13 protein-coding genes and 1 pseudogene are annotated in these 16,765 nt (G+C 71.1%); 8 read left to right on the top strand and 6 right to left on the bottom strand.

Going from position 1 to position 16,765, the window contains the following annotated elements; translation table 11 throughout:
• Positions 1-262 precede the first annotated feature (262 nt).
• Positions 263-958, bottom strand: a complete 696-nt coding sequence (locus tag ABZ434_RS23440) for a type 1 glutamine amidotransferase domain-containing protein (RefSeq protein ID WP_359140135.1) — start codon at positions 956-958, stop codon at positions 263-265.
• Positions 959-1,095: 137 nt separating this feature from the next.
• On the opposite strand from ABZ434_RS23440, the gene ABZ434_RS23435 reads away from it, so the two are divergent.
• From ABZ434_RS23435 to ABZ434_RS23410, 6 genes are all read left to right on the top strand, one after another.
• Complete coding sequence (locus tag ABZ434_RS23435; RefSeq protein ID WP_359140132.1) at positions 1,096-2,055, top strand: LysR family transcriptional regulator; 960 nt, start codon at positions 1,096-1,098, stop codon at positions 2,053-2,055.
• Between the two features lie 423 nt (positions 2,056-2,478).
• Positions 2,479-3,549: a Dyp-type peroxidase gene (locus ABZ434_RS23430; protein WP_359140129.1), complete on the top strand. Its 1,071-nt coding sequence runs from the start codon at positions 2,479-2,481 to the stop codon at positions 3,547-3,549.
• Positions 3,549-4,346, top strand: coding sequence for a family 1 encapsulin nanocompartment shell protein (locus tag ABZ434_RS23425; RefSeq protein ID WP_359140126.1), 798 nt, complete (start codon positions 3,549-3,551; stop codon positions 4,344-4,346). The genes ABZ434_RS23430 and ABZ434_RS23425 overlap by 1 nt, the downstream gene beginning before the upstream one ends.
• A gap of 117 nt (positions 4,347-4,463) precedes the next feature.
• On the top strand, positions 4,464-5,843 hold the full coding sequence (locus ABZ434_RS23420; protein ID WP_359140243.1) for a diaminopimelate decarboxylase: 1,380 nt from the start codon (positions 4,464-4,466) through the stop codon (positions 5,841-5,843).
• Positions 5,844-5,922: 79 nt separating this feature from the next.
• The gene (locus ABZ434_RS23415; RefSeq protein ID WP_359140123.1) at positions 5,923-6,408 is read left to right on the top strand and encodes a MarR family transcriptional regulator; all 486 of its coding nucleotides are present in this window, start codon (positions 5,923-5,925) and stop codon (positions 6,406-6,408) included.
• Entirely contained in the window at positions 6,405-6,848 is a 444-nt protein-coding gene (locus ABZ434_RS23410) for a MarR family winged helix-turn-helix transcriptional regulator (RefSeq protein ID WP_359140120.1), read from the top strand. Before ABZ434_RS23415 ends, ABZ434_RS23410 begins: the two co-directional genes overlap by 4 nt.
• A 414-nt stretch (positions 6,849-7,262) precedes the next feature.
• Here the strand turns inward: ABZ434_RS23410 and ABZ434_RS23405 are convergent, their stop codons facing one another.
• From ABZ434_RS23405 to ABZ434_RS23385, 5 genes and pseudogenes are all read right to left on the bottom strand, one after another.
• Entirely contained in the window at positions 7,263-7,901 is a 639-nt protein-coding gene (locus ABZ434_RS23405; protein WP_359140117.1) for an aspartate/glutamate racemase family protein, read from the bottom strand.
• Between the two features lie 80 nt (positions 7,902-7,981).
• The gene (locus tag ABZ434_RS23400) at positions 7,982-8,344 is read right to left on the bottom strand and encodes a GNAT family N-acetyltransferase (RefSeq protein WP_359140114.1); all 363 of its coding nucleotides are present in this window, start codon (positions 8,342-8,344) and stop codon (positions 7,982-7,984) included.
• Between the two features lie 32 nt (positions 8,345-8,376).
• Positions 8,377-8,802, bottom strand: coding sequence for an aspartate 1-decarboxylase (panD, locus tag ABZ434_RS23395; protein WP_359140111.1), 426 nt, complete (start codon positions 8,800-8,802; stop codon positions 8,377-8,379).
• Between the two features lie 917 nt (positions 8,803-9,719).
• Positions 9,720-10,763 carry a hypothetical protein gene (locus ABZ434_RS23390; protein ID WP_359140108.1) on the bottom strand — a complete coding sequence of 348 codons (1,044 nt, stop codon included), beginning with the start codon at positions 10,761-10,763 and terminating at the stop codon, positions 9,720-9,722.
• Positions 10,649-11,481, bottom strand: a pseudogene (locus tag ABZ434_RS23385) (transposase). Before ABZ434_RS23385 ends, ABZ434_RS23390 begins: the two are co-directional and overlap by 115 nt.
• Positions 11,482-11,825: 344 nt before the next feature.
• Between ABZ434_RS23385 and uvrA the strand changes: the two are divergent.
• Both uvrA and ABZ434_RS23375 read left to right on the top strand, forming a co-directional pair.
• The gene (uvrA, locus tag ABZ434_RS23380) at positions 11,826-14,294 is read left to right on the top strand and encodes an excinuclease ABC subunit UvrA (protein WP_359140105.1); all 2,469 of its coding nucleotides are present in this window, start codon (positions 11,826-11,828) and stop codon (positions 14,292-14,294) included.
• A gap of 281 nt (positions 14,295-14,575) precedes the next feature.
• Complete coding sequence (locus ABZ434_RS23375) at positions 14,576-16,759, top strand: FUSC family protein (protein ID WP_359140103.1); 2,184 nt, start codon at positions 14,576-14,578, stop codon at positions 16,757-16,759.
• Positions 16,760-16,765: the final 6 nt, after the last annotated feature.

Below are 16,765 nucleotides of genomic sequence, written 5' to 3'. Positions count from 1 at the left end.
CAGCGCGAATTCGTCCTGGATGAGGTCGCGGAGCGAAACCTGCTCCGACAAGTGCGGCCGAGGTCCCGCAGAGCCTGACCCGTGTCGGCGCCGATCGCACGGACCGCGGCCGGAGACACGACCTCGCCTCCCGAGCACACCGCTCGCGTTGGTGTCGCTGTACTCAGTGTTGTCCGGGCGGCCCCTCAGGACGCAGCGGTCACACCGTCGGGCGAGTCCTCACCCGGCGCTCCGCACTGCGGGTGGTGCCGCTCGGGCGCTCTCAGCCGATCTTCTTGAGCAGCTCGTCGGCGAGCGGGCCGGAGGATGCCGGGTTCTGGCCGGTGACCAGATTGCGGTCGACGACCACGTGCGGGGCCCACGGCTCGCCCTCCTGGAAGTCGGTGCCGGCCTCCACGAGACGGTCCTGGAGCAGCCACTTGGCCCGGTCGGCGAAGCCGGCCTGGGTCTCCTCCGTGTTGGTGAACCCGGTGATCCGGTACCCGGCGAAGGTGTTGGTCCCGTCGTCCTTCGTGGCGGCGAGCATGGCCGCCGGGGCGTGGCAGACGATGCCGAGCGGCATCCCCGAGCCCAGCGCCCGGCTCAGCAGCCTGCCGGAGTCGGCGTTCACCGCCAGGTCCTCCATGGGGCCGTGCCCGCCCGGGTAGAACACCGCCGCGTAGTCCGCCGGGTCCACGTCCTCCAGCTTCAGCGGGTGCCCGAGCTCGTCCATGCCGGCGACGGCCGCCGCCACCTTGTCGGCGTTCTCCTGCCCGCCGTTGAACTCGGCGGCCAGGCTGCCCCGGTCCACCGTCGGCACCACTCCACCGGGGGTGGCGACGACGATCTCGTGTCCGGCAGCGCGGAACCTCTCGTACGGGGCGACGACTTCCTCCGCCCAGAAGCCGGTCGGGTGTGCGGTTCCGTCGGCCAGGGTCCAGTGGTCGGCTCCGGTCACAACGAAAAGGATCTTTGCCATGTCACGTCTTTCAAAGGCCGGGCGTCCGGCACCCGGGGGAGGTTACGCGCTCCGGCGGCCCGGATCCGGACCGCTGTCACGCCGACGGGTTCGACGGTACGGCTGCACACCCTCGGAACTCCAATAGGATCGCCAGCATGAGCGATAGGGAATCCAATGGGATGACGGGAATGAGGCAGACGGCGGCCACCGGCCCGGCGGATCTCAATCTGCTGCGCACGTTCCTTGCCGTCCACCGCTCCGCTTCCTTCACCGCCGCCGCCCGGCTGCTGGGTCTGTCCCAGCCGACGGTGACCACGCAGATCCGTGCTCTGGAACGTCGACTGGGGCGCGAACTCTTCGAGCGCCAGGCACGCGGTGTGGTGGCCATGCCCTTCGCGGACGCCCTCGCCGCCCGCGTGGCGGCGCCCCTCGACGACCTGGCCGTGGCCATCGGGGACGAGGGATCCGCCGGCGCACCGGCCACCGGGCCCGTCCAGCTTGCCGGGCCCGCCGAACTGCTGTGCCTGCGCGTGCTCCCGGCACTCGCGCCGCTCGTGGCCGAGGGCGTGCAACTTCGCACCGCCACCGGTCTGACGGATCCGCTGCTCGAAGAACTTCGTTCGGGGCAGCACGACTTGGTGATCTCCACCAGTCGGCCGCGCGGCCGCGCCCTGAGCGCCGTCCCGCTGATGGACGAGGAGTTCGTCCTGGTCGCGGCACCGGCCGTCGCCGAGCACGCCGGTGGTCCTGCGGCGGTCGCCTCCGACGGCCCCGCCGCGCTGCACGGGGTGCCACTGATCTCGTACGCGGAAGATCTGCCGATCGCCCGCCGCTACTGGCGGCATGTGTTCGGCAGGCGGCTGGTCTGCCCGGCCGCCGTGACCGTTCCCGATCTACGGGGGGTTCTGGCCGTGGTCGTTTCGGGCGGAGGCTTCTCGGTGCTGCCCCGCTACCTCTGCGCGGCCGAACTCGCCTCGGGCGCGCTGGTGTTGCTCGTCGATCCGGAGGACGCGCCCATCAACACGGGTTATCTGGTGCAGCGGCCGGGCTCCGCCGCGAACCCCCATGTCGGCCGGGTCCGCGACACCCTCGTGCGCGCGGGCCGCACCTGGTAGTCCCTGACCTGCCGGATCGGTTCGCGGGCGGGCACGCAAGACCGCGATGAAGCAGTCCGGTCCGGGTGACAGCGGGTCCGGTGCGGGCCACCGGTCGACCACGGCAGAAAGGTGCCGATGGCGCTCCTGCGCGGACCGTTCACGGTGTCCGGACGGACGAACAGCCGCTCACGAAGAGCAGCGTCGTCCGGAAGCTCCCCACTCCTCCCGAGGGAGGCCCACGTGGTTGTCCCGACCGGTTCGGCGGTGTTTCACCGGCTCGGGTGGCACGGCGTGTCGCGCCGTACAGGTCGCCCGGGTAGGCGGCCCGGGGTGCGGGGACGCCCGGGGTGTGCGTAAGTGGCAGCAAGTCCCGTTCGCCGCACAGCGACGGGGCCTTGTTCCCGCGCGCCGTACCGCCGAGCCAGCTCATGGAGCCGCAGCATGCCAGAGATCACCGCGCAACCGGCCCCGGCGCAGCCCGTCATCGCTCCGCTGACCAGCGCGGCTCTGATTCTGATCGCCACGATCGAGCCCGGTGGTGAGCGCGTCGTCCGCGAGGCGCTGCCGGATCTCGCCGCGTTCGCCCGCTCCATCGGGTTCCGCTACCCGGACACGGGCCTGGTGTGTGTGACCGGATTCGGCTCCGAGGCCTGGGACCGGCTGTTCTCGGGCCCCAGGCCGGCCTCGTTGCACCCCTTCCAGGAGTTGCACGGCGCCCGTCATCACGCCCCTGCCACCCCCGGCGACCTGCTCTTCCACATCCGGGCCGAGCGGATGGACGTGTGCTGGGAGTGGGCCACGCAGCTGCTGGACCGGCTGGGCGGGGCGGTGAAGGTCGTCGACGAGACGCAGGGGTTCCGCTACCTCGACCACCGCGACCTGCTCGGTTTCGTCGACGGCACCGAGAACCCGGTGGGCGACGACGCCCGGTCGGCGGCCCTGGTGGGGGACGAGGACCCGGACTTCGCCGGCGGCAGCTACGTCATCGTGCAGAAGTACCTGCACGACCTGGCCTCGTGGAACGCGCTGTCGACCGAGGAACAGGAGCGGGTGATCGGACGGACCAAGTTCACGGACATCGAGCTGGCCGACGACGTCAAACCCGCCGACTCCCATGTCGCGCTGAACACCATCACCGACCCGGACGGTACGGAGCGTGACATCCTGCGCGCCAACATGCCCTTCGGCAGTTTCGGACAGGGCGAATTCGGCACGTACTTCATCGGGTTCGCCGCGGACCCGGACGTCACCGAGCGGATGCTGCGCAACATGTTCCTCGGCGACCCGCCCGGCACCCACGACCGCATCCTCGATTTCTCGACGGCGGTCACCGGCACGCTCTTCCACGCCCCCGGCGCCGACTTCCTCGACGCCCCGCCGCCGTCGCCCGCCTCCGCCGAGGCCACGCCCCAGCCGGAGCCGGCGTCCGCGCCGGTGGCGAGGGCCGTGGTCATGCCGGTGGGCCGGAACGGTTCGCTGCGCATCGGCAGCCTGCACGAAAGCACCCAGTGATGAACAACCTCCATCGCGAACTCGCCCCTGTCACCCAGGCCGCCTGGGACCAGATCGAAGAGGAGGCCCGGCGCACCTTCAGCCGCCATCTCGCCGGCCGCCGCGTCGTCGACGTCAGCGGACCGGAAGGCCCGCGGCTGGCGGCGGTCGGCGACGGCCATCTGCGCGACATCGATCCGCCCACGCCCGACGTCTTCGCCCGCGCCCGCACCTCGATGCCGGTCATCGAGTGGCGGGTGCCGTTCACCGTGACGAGGGCCGCCGTCGACGATGTCGAGCGCGGTTCGGACGACAGCGACTGGCAGCCCGTCAAGGACGCGGCCCGCACGTGTGCGTTCGCCGAGGACATGGCGATCATCGACGGCTACGCCTCGGCCGGGATCGCCGGTCTGCGCGACGGCTCCTCGCACACCCCGCTGCCGCTGCCGGCCGATGCGCGCGACTATCCGGCCACGGTCAGTCAGGCGCTGACCCGGCTGCGTCTCGCCGGTGTGGACGGACCGTACCGGCTGCTCCTGGGCGCGGACGCGTTCACCGAGGCGACCGAGACGTCCGACCACGGCTACCCCGTCTCCACACATCTGGCCCGGCTGCTGGACGACAAGATCCTGTGGGCCCCGGCCGTCGCGGGCGGGGTACTGCTGTCCACGCGGGGCGGAGACTTCGAGCTGTGCCTGGGCGAGGACCTGTCCATCGGCTACCAGGACCATGACGCGACCGACATCCACCTGTACTTCCACCAGTCGTTCACCTTCCGCATGCTGACCCCGGAGGCCGCGGTCCCGATCGTCGCCTGAGCGGCGGCAGGGGCGGATCCGGGCGCCCCCGGCCCGCACGGTCCGTACGGTTCACCGGCCGCTCGGACAAGTGCCTGCACCGATGCTGTCCTGTCGGACAGAGACTGTGGGGCTACCATCACCGACTCCGGCTCCCCGAGCCCCCCTCCGTCGCCATGTGCCCCTCACTCCTCCGCGCGTGTCGCGGCCGCGGTCCGCCACGCCGTCGCGACCGGCCTGCTCGGCGAGTCCAGCCCGGTTGCCGGGTTCGTCGACGCGGACGGGGTCCGGGACACGGTCGCCGCCCTCCACGCGTCGTTCGAGGGAGTCCCCGGAGTGCTGCACACCTTCGCCGCGAAGGCTGCCTCACTCGTGCCCGTCCTGAGGCTCCTCGCGAAGTGCGGCATGGGGTGCGAGGTCGCGAGCCCGGGTGAGCTACGGATCGCGCTCGACGCCGGGTTCTCGCCGTCGAAGATCGTCCTCGACTCCCCGGTCAAGACGCGTGACGAGATCCGGTGGGCCCTGGCGCTCGGTGTGGCGCTCAACGCCGACAACCTCGACGAGGTGGACCGGATCGCCGCGCTGCGGCCCTCGGACGCGGTGTCCGCGATCGGGCTCCGGGTCGATCCCCAGCCCGGCGGCGAGGCCGTCGGGCCGATGAGCCCAGCGCCGGCCACCTCCCGGTTCGGCGTGGCGCTGCACGATCCCGGCGCGCGCGAGCGGGTCGTGGAGGCGTTCGCGGCGCACCCGTGGCTGACCCGTCTGCACGCCCATGCCGGTTCGCAGAGCGGTTCCCTCGAACTGATCGCGGCGGGCGTCGGCGAGACGTACCGGCTGGCCGAGGAGATCAACACACGGCTCGGCTGCAGGCAGGTCACGGGGCTCGACATCGGCGGCGGGCTGCCGGTCGGCTTCACCGGCGACACGGCCCGCCCCGCCTTCGCCGCCTACGCGTCCGCGCTGCGCGGGACGGTCCCGGGGCTGTTCGACGGACGGTACGGCCTCGTCACCGAGTTCGGCCGGTCACTGATGGCCGAGAACGGTTTCATCTGTGCACTCGTGGAGTACACGAAGGATGCCGGGGGCCGGCGGATCGCGCTCACCCACGCGGGCACGCGGACCGCTCCCCGCACCGTCCTCGCGCCGGACGCCCAGCTGCTGCGAGTGGGCGCGTTCGACTCGGACGGGCTTCCGAGGACCGGGCCGGCGCTCGCCCAGGACATCGCGGGTCCGTGCGGCTTCGCCGGGGAGGTCGTCACCCACGCCCGGGAGCTGCCCGAACTGCGGGCGGGCGACTACGTGGTGCTGTACGACACCGGCGCCCACCTTTTCTGGACACCGTGGGCCGGCACCAGCCTGCCGCGGCCCGCGGTGTACGGATTCGGAACGGCGGCGAGCGCGGGGCAGGACGGGCCCGCGGTGCGCTTCGCCCCCGTGCGTGACGCCCAGTCGCTGGACTCGATCGCCGCGGAGAGCGGGCTCGCGCACGCCGATGCCTTGCTGGGGCTGGACGCCTGAGTCCCGCATCTCGCCCTCAATCCCGCGCCCCCGCCCTATTTAGTAGCCATGGACATAGTAGCCATGTACTGTATCGAGCATGAGCAAGACACCTTCGGGCCCGACCCCCGGCTTCCTGGTCTGGCGACTGTCCATGAGATGGCGGGTGGCCCTCGACCGGGCGCTGGCGCCGCTCGGGCTGACACACGCGCAGTACTCCCTGCTCGCGTCCCTGTCGGGGATGCAGCGGGCGGGGCTGAGACCGAGCCAGCGCGCACTCTCGGACCACACCGGACTCGAAGCGCTCTACGTATCGAAACTGGCCCGCGGCCTGGAGGCCGCCGGCCTCGTCGACCGGGCCGCCGACCCCTCCGACACCCGGGCCGTCCGGTTGTCCCTGACCGACGAGGGGCGCACGGTCACCGACCGTGCGGTCGAGGTGGTGCGCCGGCTCATGGACGAGTTGCTCGCCCCTCTGGGCGGCCTGGACGGTCCGGACACCGAAACCTTCACCCGGACGCTGACGGCACTGCTCGACGTGCCGTCTCCCGTATCCACCGGCCCTTCCACCAAGGAGTCATCATGACCACCGCACCCACCGTCAACGGACAGGTGATCGGCCAGGCCCACTACGCCACGCGCGCCGTTCTCGAGAGCGTGCTGGCTGCCACGGGCACAACGTTCCACCAGTCGGTCGCGCTGAATGCCACGGCGGACAGCGGCGGGAGCACCGAGCGGCACCTGCTCCTCGAACGGATGACGTCCACGCTGAAGATCGACGCCACGACCGTGGAAACGGTCTTGGCCGGGCTGATCGCGCAGGGGCTGCTGGAGCAGGAGCCGGGGGACGCGGCACGGCTCACCATGACGCCCGCGGGCAGCGAGCTGCACCATACGCACAGGGCCGCACTCACCAAGATCACCGACCGGCTGTACGCGGACCTGCCGGCCGAGGACCTGGCGGCGGCGGGCCGGGTCCTGACCGAGGTCACCGCACGGGCCGACGCCGTGCTGGCCGAGGGCTGAGACCGGCGCACCGGGCCCGCGGCCGGGGCTGAGCGGGCCAGGTCGCCGGGCCCGCGGCCGGGGCAGGTTCAGCCGACCGGCGAAGGCTCCGGCTCGGGCGAGGGCACCGGCTCGGGGTTCGGCGCGGGCGGCTGCGGGATCGGGTCCGGAGCCGGGCCCGGCGGCGTGGGCACAGGCGGCGTCGGCCCGGGGCCGGGCGGAACCGGCGTCGGCTCCGGCAGCGGCTGGGGCGGCCCCGGCATCGGCCCGGGGGTGGGCGCCGGCGGGACCGGGTCGGGGAACGGGTGAGTCATCTCGGGCCTCCGAACGGTCGGGGTGGATCTCCTCCACCGTCTCCCGGAGCGGCTGCCCGCGCCCGGCGAGTCCACACGTACGGGCTGCGGATGCGCCAGTCGGCTCACGGCCCGCGCGCGGTCAGCGCCCGGCCGCGACCGCCGCAGCGTCCAGACCCGGCCGCGGGCTGGACAGGACCGGGATCCGGGTGACCGAACGGCCTGCCGCGCCCGCCATGGAGGCCTGGGCCAGCACGATCACGTCGGCGTCCTTCACGGCGTCGGCCGCGGCCGCCACGAGATCCAGATAACCGTCATGATCGCCGGCCTCGAAGCGCTCCCAGGCGCCGTCGACCAGGACGGTGCGCACCTCCACGTCCGGCTCCCCCGCCCGCTCCGCCTCCTGCGCGAGCAGCGCGCGGGTCGGCTCCAGGGTGGCGTGGTGCGCCGCCAGGACGGTGACCCGCCCCGCGCGGACGGCCGCAGCGGCCATCGGGCGGTCGATCCGCAGGACCGGGATTCCGAGCCGCGCTCCGACGGACTCGGCGACCCCACCGATCGTCGAACAGGTACAGAGCACCGCGGTGGCCCCGTCGGCAACGGCACCACTGACCAGCGCCTCGACATCACCTGCCACCGCCTCCGGCCCCAGCACGCCCGCCCGGTCGAGCAAATCCTCGTACACGAGGTGGCGCACGACGAGCCCGGGGTGGTGGGCGTCACGCAGGGCGTCGAAGACCGGGACGTGGACCGGGGAGGTGTGCAGGAGTGCGAGGCTCATCCGCGACACGTTACCGGCAGCCCGGCCCACGCCCGACAGCCGTCCGCCCGCCGGTCAGCGGCTCAGCCAGGTCAGACGGGTCAGTAGAGCTCGGGGTGGGTGGCGAGCTCCTTCTTGGCCTGCTCCACCAGGTCCGCCGGCGCCTCGGGCGCCTCGTCGGGGTGACGCGATGCCCACTTCGCGGCGTACGGGCAGAGCGGGACGACGGGGACACCCTCGCGGGCGGCCATGGCGTAGAACTCCTTGACCAGGGCACCGCCGATGCCCTTGCCCTCGTGCCCCTGCTCGACGACCGTGTGCACGGGGACGAGCGCCGCGGGCGCCCCGTCCATCACGAAGTACACGATGACTCCGGCGGCCTCGCCGTCCACATACGCGAGCAGCTTGCCCGCCGCCCGGTCGTCCCGGATGTCGGGCACGGTCTGTCCGTCCTGCTCCGCCATGGCTGACGCTCCCTCGCTGAAATGAGGCGTAGTCAGCGCGCCGCGGGCACGGCGTGCGGACTGCGCTCGGTGTCGGAACCCGGCACGGGCGCGGAGGCGTCGGTACCGAGCTCGACGATCCGGTTGCCCGCGTCGACATGGACGATACGCGGAATCAGCTCACGCGCCTCGGCATCGTCGACCTGCGCGTAGCTGATGAGAATGACCAGGTCGCCGGGGTGAACGAGGTGGGCGGCAGCGCCGTTGATCCCGATGACACCGGAGCCTCGCTCGCCCTCGATGACGTATGTCTCCAGCCGGGCACCGTTGTCGATGTCGACGATGTGGACGAGCTCGCCGGGCAGCAGATCAGCGGCCTCCATCAGCGCTACGTCGACCGTGACCGAGCCGACGTAGTGGAGGTCGGCCTGGGTCACGGTGGCGCGGTGGATCTTGGACTTGAACAGAGTACGCAGCACTTTGGACTCCTCCGAGACGGCTCCCTGCCTGCTTTGTGCAGGTCAAGGGCGGCCCCGAGTGTACACCGGCACGTGCCGAACGATGTTTGTGAGGAACATCGCTCCGGTCAGGCGAAGTGGCTTCCTATCTGGGCTTTCCCTTCTCTCGGGCCCTTGTTGAAACAATCGCCCCGGAACGCGCGGGGGCCTCCTGCTGACCGGATGCCGACATACCTGACGAGTCATCATGCATGCGGAAGACCCCTCGGCACTCCGCACCTGGGTCTGATCCCTTGTACGTGGCAGCGCGAGCGCGCCCCGCTGCTCACTCCCCGCGCAAACGATGTGTGCACCGGCCCAGCGATCCGATATGCCCACACAGGAGGGCCTCGCCGCGGCCCGCGGTCCAGCTACAACCACTCCCCTCCATGCCCAGCTCCGGACACCACCGGGGGCGGAACGATCAGCAATATCTCGTCGACCAAACGCAGCCGTGGGAGCGCAGACCACTCATCCCACCGAGAAGGCGTCAAAACCTCAGGTCATGGATGCCCGGAAGCACGATGACGCAGAACGCTGCAAGTTCGCTGCACCGTTGCGGAGCCCACAGGTCCCCAGAAAACGCGTTTCCCCTTTCCATCCGGCTGCGTCCCCCTCGACCCAGCTCGAATGCGGATCGGTCAGGCGCCCGCCACACCGATTCCACGGCATTCCCACGCGACCACTGCTGCCAGGATCACAGAACCCCGGCCCACCATTCGATGATCGTCTTTCGGACAAAAAGGTCTGCCGGCTGCGCCGCCGAGCGTTGCGTCACCCGCTTGAAGCAGAGGCGTGGGATCGCCACCCGCTACGAGAAGACCGCGACCGTCTACCTGGCCGGACTCCAAGTCGCGGCACCTTCCTCTGGTCAACCCGATGATGCAAACACACACTGCCTAGTCATCGTGGTCGTCCTGCAACGTGCGGCGACGTTCCTGTTCGCGCTTGGAGTAGGCGGCTGCCCGGATCGCCTCGTCGCTCTCCAAGCCCGATCCCAATGCGCCGCCCACCGTGGCGATCGAAGCGACGAACCAGGACAGCGTCCAGTATTCCGTGGCGTGGAGCGGCGTTCGTGTCATGGAGGCGAACACCTGGTCGGTAAGGATGAACAGCGCCCACACCCAGTTGATGACCAGCAAACCCACGTAGCAGACGAGCACCCCGATACCTACGGTCACAACGGTCGAGGCGTTATAGAGAGCCTCCCTCTTCCTCGCCTCCGGCGTGGCCTCCGCTGTTCGATGCCACAGGTTCGCGTCCACGATCAGCCAGCCGATCATGAGCGCGACAGAGCCGACCATGGCGATCACGAGACGCGGCGCGCTCAGGGACGCGGCCAGGTTCCAGACGGTGGAGTTCACGGTGGCGATGGCTCCTGTGGCGAGTGCGGCGGCCAGGGCCTTGGACAGACCCGGCACCAGCAGCCACGGGCGGTTGGCGCGGACCATACCGACGAGCACTCTGAGGTAACCGCGCGGCCCGCTGGCGACGTAGCGCAGATCGGCGGTCTCGTCCTCGTCGACCGGGCCCGGATGGATAGGTGCGAGACGACCGGCGAAGGGCCCCAGCGGTGGCTGACTTCGCCGCGCTTCCTCAGCCCCAGTGGCCTGCGGGTTCGCCAAGCTGAGCACGGCTTCTTCCACGGCTCGCCGGGCTCTTCTCTGCAGCCGCCAGCCCCCCAGTGTCGGAAGGGACAGCAGCGCGACGCCGTGTTCGTGACTCAGATCCACAACGAGCTTGCGCCTGTGAGAGTGCAGCGGAAGGTCGGTGAGGGCCACGACGATGTCCCAGTTCTCCGTACTCGCGCGGTCCATGACACGGCGCATCAAGGTGGGCGGATCCTCGGCCCCTGCGGTGAAAGGCTCACTGACCACCTCGACGTCGAACCGTCGCCCCTGGCCTGACTTGCCCGCGAGCCGATCAGGAAGCGTCTGGGCCATGCGCTGAGCGATCTCGGTCGGCGCGTCCGGGTCCGCGAGGAGCGCCACGACCGTAACGCCCTGCGAGGACACCGGCATGGCTGGACCCTTCGTCGGCTGTCCCCGCGATCGCGGGTGCCCACAGGATGCCCCCGGGGTGGCGTGGGCACGACGTGACACGCTGGCTCCCGCCGACCGGTGCAGGCGGTAGGGCAGATCTCTTCGGTCGCCCAGTACCAAAGCCTGCTCTCACCACCAAGGTCACGATCGCGTGTGTCACCGCGGCCACCCGCTCCGGTACCGCGCCTGCGCCCGCCTGCACCGCATGCCGCGCCACCGTCCCCGCCGGGCCGGTTAGGGCACGACGTCCGGCCCGCGGGCGACTTCCCTGCTGTCAGCGCGTGGACGTAGGACAGGCCCCGTTCCTCAAGACCGAGACGGGAGCGCGTGCTGACGCCGTAACCCGCATCGCCGACGACGACCGGGTCGCTCGGATTTCGCCTGGGGACGTTGTCGAGCAGGCTCAGCGCAAGGCGCCACTTCTCCTGGCACACCGCGCCCTCCGGAATACCGGCTTGGCGGCAGCGCTCCGACTCGTCCGTCCAGCCTCTCGGCAGATACAGCTGCCACTCCAAGGGCAGGACGCTGTGTCGGTCACGGCATGCACACTGACCGCGACCTGGCAGTTCGCCCGGTTGCCCGGCACCCCGCAATACTGCCGGGCAACCCCTGCCTGCATGTTCCCGTCCGGCAGACGAGCAGCCATCGCTGGATCGACTTGCGCCGGCCACGCAGCATCGAGGCCCGCAGCTAACGGCGCCCCATCGCCACTGATCGCGCTGCGGAACGACCTGAACATCTCGCCCCGAACTCCGTCACCTCAGGCCGGCGCCCCTCCACATCGCTCAGCTTCACGTCCAGACCTCCAGAAGGTGCCCATCACCAGCCACTGTCACCCAGGGTGACCAAGCGATACTTGCAGTGTGTCGGGAATGGATCCGGGACACTTCGAACGCTCGTGCGAGCGAGCCCGGTGACGGTGCCTGTCGCGCGGTTCCCGGCGCGATCAGGTAATCAGGAACGGTGAACAAGGACGCGAGCGACCCCTTCGTGCATGTCCGGGGCGCCAGTGAGAACAACCTGCGGAACATCGATGTCGACGTTCCGCGGGACGCGATGGTCGCCTTCACCGGCGTCTCCGGTTCGGGCAAGTCCTCGCTCGCGTTCGGCACGCTCTACGCGGAGGCCCAGCGGCGCTACTTCGAGTCCGTAGCACCTTACGCCCGAAGGCTGTTGCAGCAGGTCGGTGCGCCGCACGTGCAGGAAATCACCGGACTGCCACCGGCCGTGGCCCTGCAGCAGCGCCGCGGGTCGCCCAGCTCGCGCTCGACGGTCGGCACCATCACCACGCTGTCCAACCTGCTGCGCATGCTGTACTCCCGCGCCGGCACCTATCCGCCCCGGGCCGCACGGCTTGAAGCCGAGTCGTTCTCACCCAACACCCCGGCCGGCGCCTGCCCGGAGTGCCACGGGCTGGGCCTCGTACACGACGTCGCCGAGGACCTGCTCGTCCCGGACCCCTCGCTCAGCATCCGCGAGGGGGCGATCGCCGCCTGGCCGGGTGCATGGCAGGGCGCCAACCTGCGCAGTGTCGTGAGCGGCCTGGGGATCGACATCGACCGGCCGTGGCGCAGGCTCCGGAAGAAGGACCGGGACTGGCTGCTGTACACGGACGAGCAGCCCTCCGTGTACATCGAGCCGGAGGAGGACCGCGTCGACTACGGCTACCAGGGCAAGTTCTGGAGTGCCCGCAAGCACGTCATGCACGTCCTTGCCGACTCCAAGAGCGAGAAGATGCGCGAACGGGCGCTCCGGTTCGTCAGGAGTGTGCCGTGCCCGGAGTGTCACGGCAGCGGACTGCGTCCCGAGGCGCTCGCCGTGACCTTCGCCGGACGTTCCATCGCCGAAATGAACGCGATGCCGCTCACCGAGGTCGTGGCGCTGCTGCGGCCGATCGGGGGGCGGTCCAGGGCCGACGCCACCACGTCAACCGCCCGATCCGGGGAGACGACCGAGGTCGCGGTCCGGATCTGCGGCGATCTGGTCGCGCGGGTCGACGTACTGCTCGACCTGGGCCTCGGGTACCTCAGCCTCGGGCGCCGCTCGACGACCCTGTCGCCCGGCGAGGCACAGCGCCTGCGGATCGCCACCCAGCTGCGCTCGGGGCTGTTCGGCGTCGTCTACGTCCTCGACGAACCCTCCGCGGGCCTGCACCCGGCTGACGCGGAACCGCTGCTGGACGTACTGGACCGCCTCAGGGCGGCAGGCAACTCACTGTTCGTCGTGGAGCACGACATGGACGTCGTACGGCGGGCGGACTGGGTGGTCGACATCGGCCCCCGCGCGGGCGAGGGCGGCGGACGCGTGCTGTACAGCGGCCCGGTCGCCGGTCTCGAGCGGGTCGGGGAGTCGGCCACGAGCCAGTACCTGTTCGGGCGCGCCCAGCCGCTCGATCACCGCCCACGCACACCGCACGGCTGGCTGCACCTGCGCGGCGTCTCCCGCCACAATCTGCACGACGTGTCCGTCGACATACCGCTCTGCGTACTGACGGCGGTGACGGGCGTGTCCGGCTCCGGAAAGTCGACGCTGGTGACGCAGGTCCTCGCCGAGGTCGTCCGCGCCCACCTCGGACTCGTACCCGAGGGGCCCGACGAGGCGCAGTTGGAGGTCGACGTCCTGGACGCGTCGGGGGTCGAGTCGTTCGACCGCCTGGTCCGGGTCGACCAACGGCCCATCGGCCGAACTCCCCGGTCCAACCTGGCCACGTACACGGGGATGTTCGACGCGGTGCGCAAGCTGTACGCGGCGACGGACGAGGCCAGGGCGCGTGGCTACTCGGCCGGGCGGTTCTCCTTCAACGTGCCCGAAGGTCGGTGCGAGACCTGCCAGGGCGAAGGATTCGTCGCGGTGGAACTGCTGTTCCTGCCCGGCACCTACGCGCCATGCCCTACCTGCCAGGGCGCCCGGTACAACGCGGAAACGCTGGAAGTCACCTACCGCGGCAAGAACATCGCGGAAGTGCTGGCGCTGTCGGTCGACGCCGCCGCCAAGTTCCTCTCCGCCGTTCCGGCCGCCTCCCGCAGTCTGGAGACGTTGCGCGAGGTGGGACTGGGGTACCTGCGGCTGGGCCAGCCCGCGACGGAACTCAGCGGTGGTGAGGCGCAGCGCATCAAGCTGGCCACCGAACTGCAGCGAGCCCGCCGCGGGCACGCGCTCTACCTGCTCGACGAGCCGACGGCGGGGCTGCACCCCTCGGACATCGCGCTGCTGCTGCGACAGCTGCACCGGCTCGTCGACGCCGGGAACACGGTCGTCCTCGTCGAGCACGACCTGGACACGATCGCCACCGCCGACTGGGTCATCGACCTCGGGCCGGGCGGCGGCGACGCGGGAGGGCGGGTGGTCGCGGCGGGCCCGCCGGCCAAGTTGGCGAGGGCCCGCCGCAGCGCCACCGCGCCCTATCTCGCGGCCCGGCTCGCGCGCTCCTGACGCCGCGCGAAAGGCTGAGCACCAATCAGCCGGGTTCGGAGCGCAGGATCACGCGCGTCGCCATGCCGCGTTCCAGCTTGTGGCGTTCTCGTGGACAAGGCCACGCTCGGGAGGTGCTCCGTCCGGGCCCACTCCACGATGAGTTCGGCGACGTGGCGCATCTTGGGATGTCGAAGGCCGCCGCGATGCGAGTGCTGGTCAAAGACCGCGGCGCCGATCCAGGGTCCGGGGCTCGGTGCGGCTGACGCGGACGGCCCCGGCCTCGGCCTAAGCTCGGCGCCGTGACGTGGCCGCGGGCGCTGATGGAGGTCGTGCGTTCCGGGCTGACGGTCGAACGCACGCGGCTCGAACCCCTGGTCGCGCTGCGCGCGGCGGCCGGTCTCGCAATCGTGATCGGATTCTCTCTGTGGCTTTCCTCCCCGGCCTCCGCCGCCTCCGCGGCGTTCGGCGCGTTCTCGGCCGGCACCGCCACGTTCCAGCGCAGTTGGCGCCCGCGCAAGGTGCTCGCCCTGGCTGCCGGTGCCGGTCTGTCGCTCAGTACCTTCCTGGGCTATGTCGCGGCGGCACACCTCGTAGCGTTCCTTTCACTGCTCGCCGTGTGGGCGTTTCTCGCCGGGGTGGCCTGGGCCGCGAGCCCGACCGCCGGGATCGTCGCGACCACCACCGTCGGCATCATGCTGGTGACCGTCACCCTGCCCACCAGCATCGGAGAGGCAGCGGAGCACGCCGCGATCATCGCCATCGGCGGAGTGGTGCAGGCGACACTCATCCTGCTGGTCCCGATCCGCCGATGGGGAGCACACCGGGACGCGCTCGCCGACGCCCTCGCCGCCGTGGCGGACTATGCCCGGCGGCTGCGGCACGATCCCACGGCCCGCTTCGACCCGGAGCCGATGATGACGGCTCGGGACGCTGCCGCGGTCACGCCGTTGCAGGCACGCACGCGGCCCGCTGCCCTGCACGGCCCCCGAGGCCTGGCCGAGCGCATCCGGCCGGTCCTGGCCTCGCTCGCCGACCCCGGGGTAGGCGCACCGGCGGAGGGCCCGGAACGCGACCGGGCGCGGGAACTGCTGGCCACGGCCGCCGAGGTCCTGGACTCCGCCGCTCGGTCCATCCGCCGCGGTGCCCCGGCCCAGGTACCCGCCCCGGCCATGGAGGCGCTACGGGCCGGAGCAAAAGACGAGGTGCTGAAGGGTCCGGCGAGGGCGGCCGCGTCCCGGCTGGTCGACCTGCTCGGCGAGGTCGTGGAGACCGCGGAGTGCGGTCACAGCCACGCGGAGTACACCCCTGCCCCCGGGAAGCCGGGCGCCTCGCCCCTGCTGCGTCCGACCGTGCTCCGGATGATGCCGACCGTCCTGCGCTCGATGCGTCACGAACTCGTGCGGGACTCGCCGGTCCTCCGGCACGCCGTACGCCTGGCGGTGGTGGCCTCCCTCGGCTATCTGCTCGGTACGGCGCTCCCTTTGGGACACGGCTACTGGGTGCCGATCACCTCCGTCATGGTGCTGCGACCCGACTTCCATCAGACCTATGCCCGTGCTGTGGCCCGGTTCGTCGGCACTCTGATCGGTGTCGGACTGGCCACCGGGGTGGTTCAGTTGCTGGATCCCGGCCCGTATCTGTCCGGCGGGCTGGCCGTGTGCTCGGCCGCGTTGCTGTACCTGCTGATGCACACCGGGTACGCGGTCTCCCAGTCCTTTGTGGCGGCGTATGTCGTCTTCCTGCTCGGGATGGGGGGCGAGGAATGGCACCAGACCGTGCCGGACCGGGTGCTGCTCACACTGATCGGCGGTGCGCTCGCGATGCTGGCCTACATGGTTTTCCCGGCCTGGGAGACCCCGCGGCTGCTTGACCGGCTCGCGGACTGGCTCGCCGCGAGCGGGCGCTACACGGCGGCGGTGATCGCCGCCTACGCGGATCCGGCGGACCGGCACCGTGCAGAAGTGCGGCGGGCCCTGCTCGCAAGCCGTGCGGCGGAGGCAGCGTGGGACGAGGCCTTCGACCGGGCCAAGCGGGAGCCCGTCAAGCTCCGTGGACTGAGCCGCAGTGCGGCAGAGGATGCCCGGGAAGCACTCAAATCGCTGGGGCGGGCGGCGATGCTGCTGGAGGCCCATCTGCCGGCGCGGGGGACGCGGCCTGTCCCCGACGCCGAGCGGTTCGCCGAGTCCCTGAGGGCGGACACCGCGCAGGCGGCACGGGAGGTACGTCAGCGGCTGACCCCGTCCTGGGACCGCGTCGAGGAGGCGCTCGCCGCCTGGAAGAGCGCCGAGGACAGCCCGGCTCCGGTGGTGCGGCGCGGTGCCGAACTCGTGCTCCGGGCCCTTGAGGAGCTGACGACCGCCATCGGTACGTCGCCGCTGGAGCGGGAGGTGGCGTCGGTCCGGCAGGATCGACAGGCACGAGCGGACATGGAAGAGGGAGCGCAGGACGACGTATCGGCCCGACCGCCGCGGCAGGGCATCTGAGCGGGC

Source organism: Streptomyces sp. NPDC005761 (assembly GCF_040630635.1).
In the GTDB taxonomy this organism is placed as follows: Bacteria; Actinomycetota; Actinomycetes; order Streptomycetales; family Streptomycetaceae; genus Streptomyces.
The sequence above is the reverse complement of the archived record's forward strand: the minus strand, read 5'-3'. Positions and strand labels throughout refer to the sequence as shown.

Bases quoted from the DNA above. Each gene is read 5' to 3' on its own strand.
- ABZ434_RS23440 (WP_359140135.1), bottom strand. From the start codon at position 958: ATGGCAAAGATCCTTTTCGTTGTGACCGGAGCCGACCACTGGACCCTG.
- ABZ434_RS23435 (WP_359140132.1), top strand. From the start codon at position 1,096: ATGAGCGATAGGGAATCCAATGGGATGACGGGAATGAGGCAGACGGCG.
- ABZ434_RS23430 (WP_359140129.1), top strand. From the start codon at position 2,479: ATGCCAGAGATCACCGCGCAACCGGCCCCGGCGCAGCCCGTCATCGCT.
- ABZ434_RS23425 (WP_359140126.1), top strand. From the start codon at position 3,549: ATGAACAACCTCCATCGCGAACTCGCCCCTGTCACCCAGGCCGCCTGG.
- ABZ434_RS23415 (WP_359140123.1), top strand. From the start codon at position 5,923: ATGAGCAAGACACCTTCGGGCCCGACCCCCGGCTTCCTGGTCTGGCGA.
- ABZ434_RS23410 (WP_359140120.1), top strand. From the start codon at position 6,405: ATGACCACCGCACCCACCGTCAACGGACAGGTGATCGGCCAGGCCCAC.
- ABZ434_RS23405 (WP_359140117.1), bottom strand. From the start codon at position 7,901: ATGAGCCTCGCACTCCTGCACACCTCCCCGGTCCACGTCCCGGTCTTC.
- ABZ434_RS23400 (WP_359140114.1), bottom strand. From the start codon at position 8,344: ATGGCGGAGCAGGACGGACAGACCGTGCCCGACATCCGGGACGACCGG.
- ABZ434_RS23390 (WP_359140108.1), bottom strand. From the start codon at position 10,763: ATGGCCCAGACGCTTCCTGATCGGCTCGCGGGCAAGTCAGGCCAGGGG.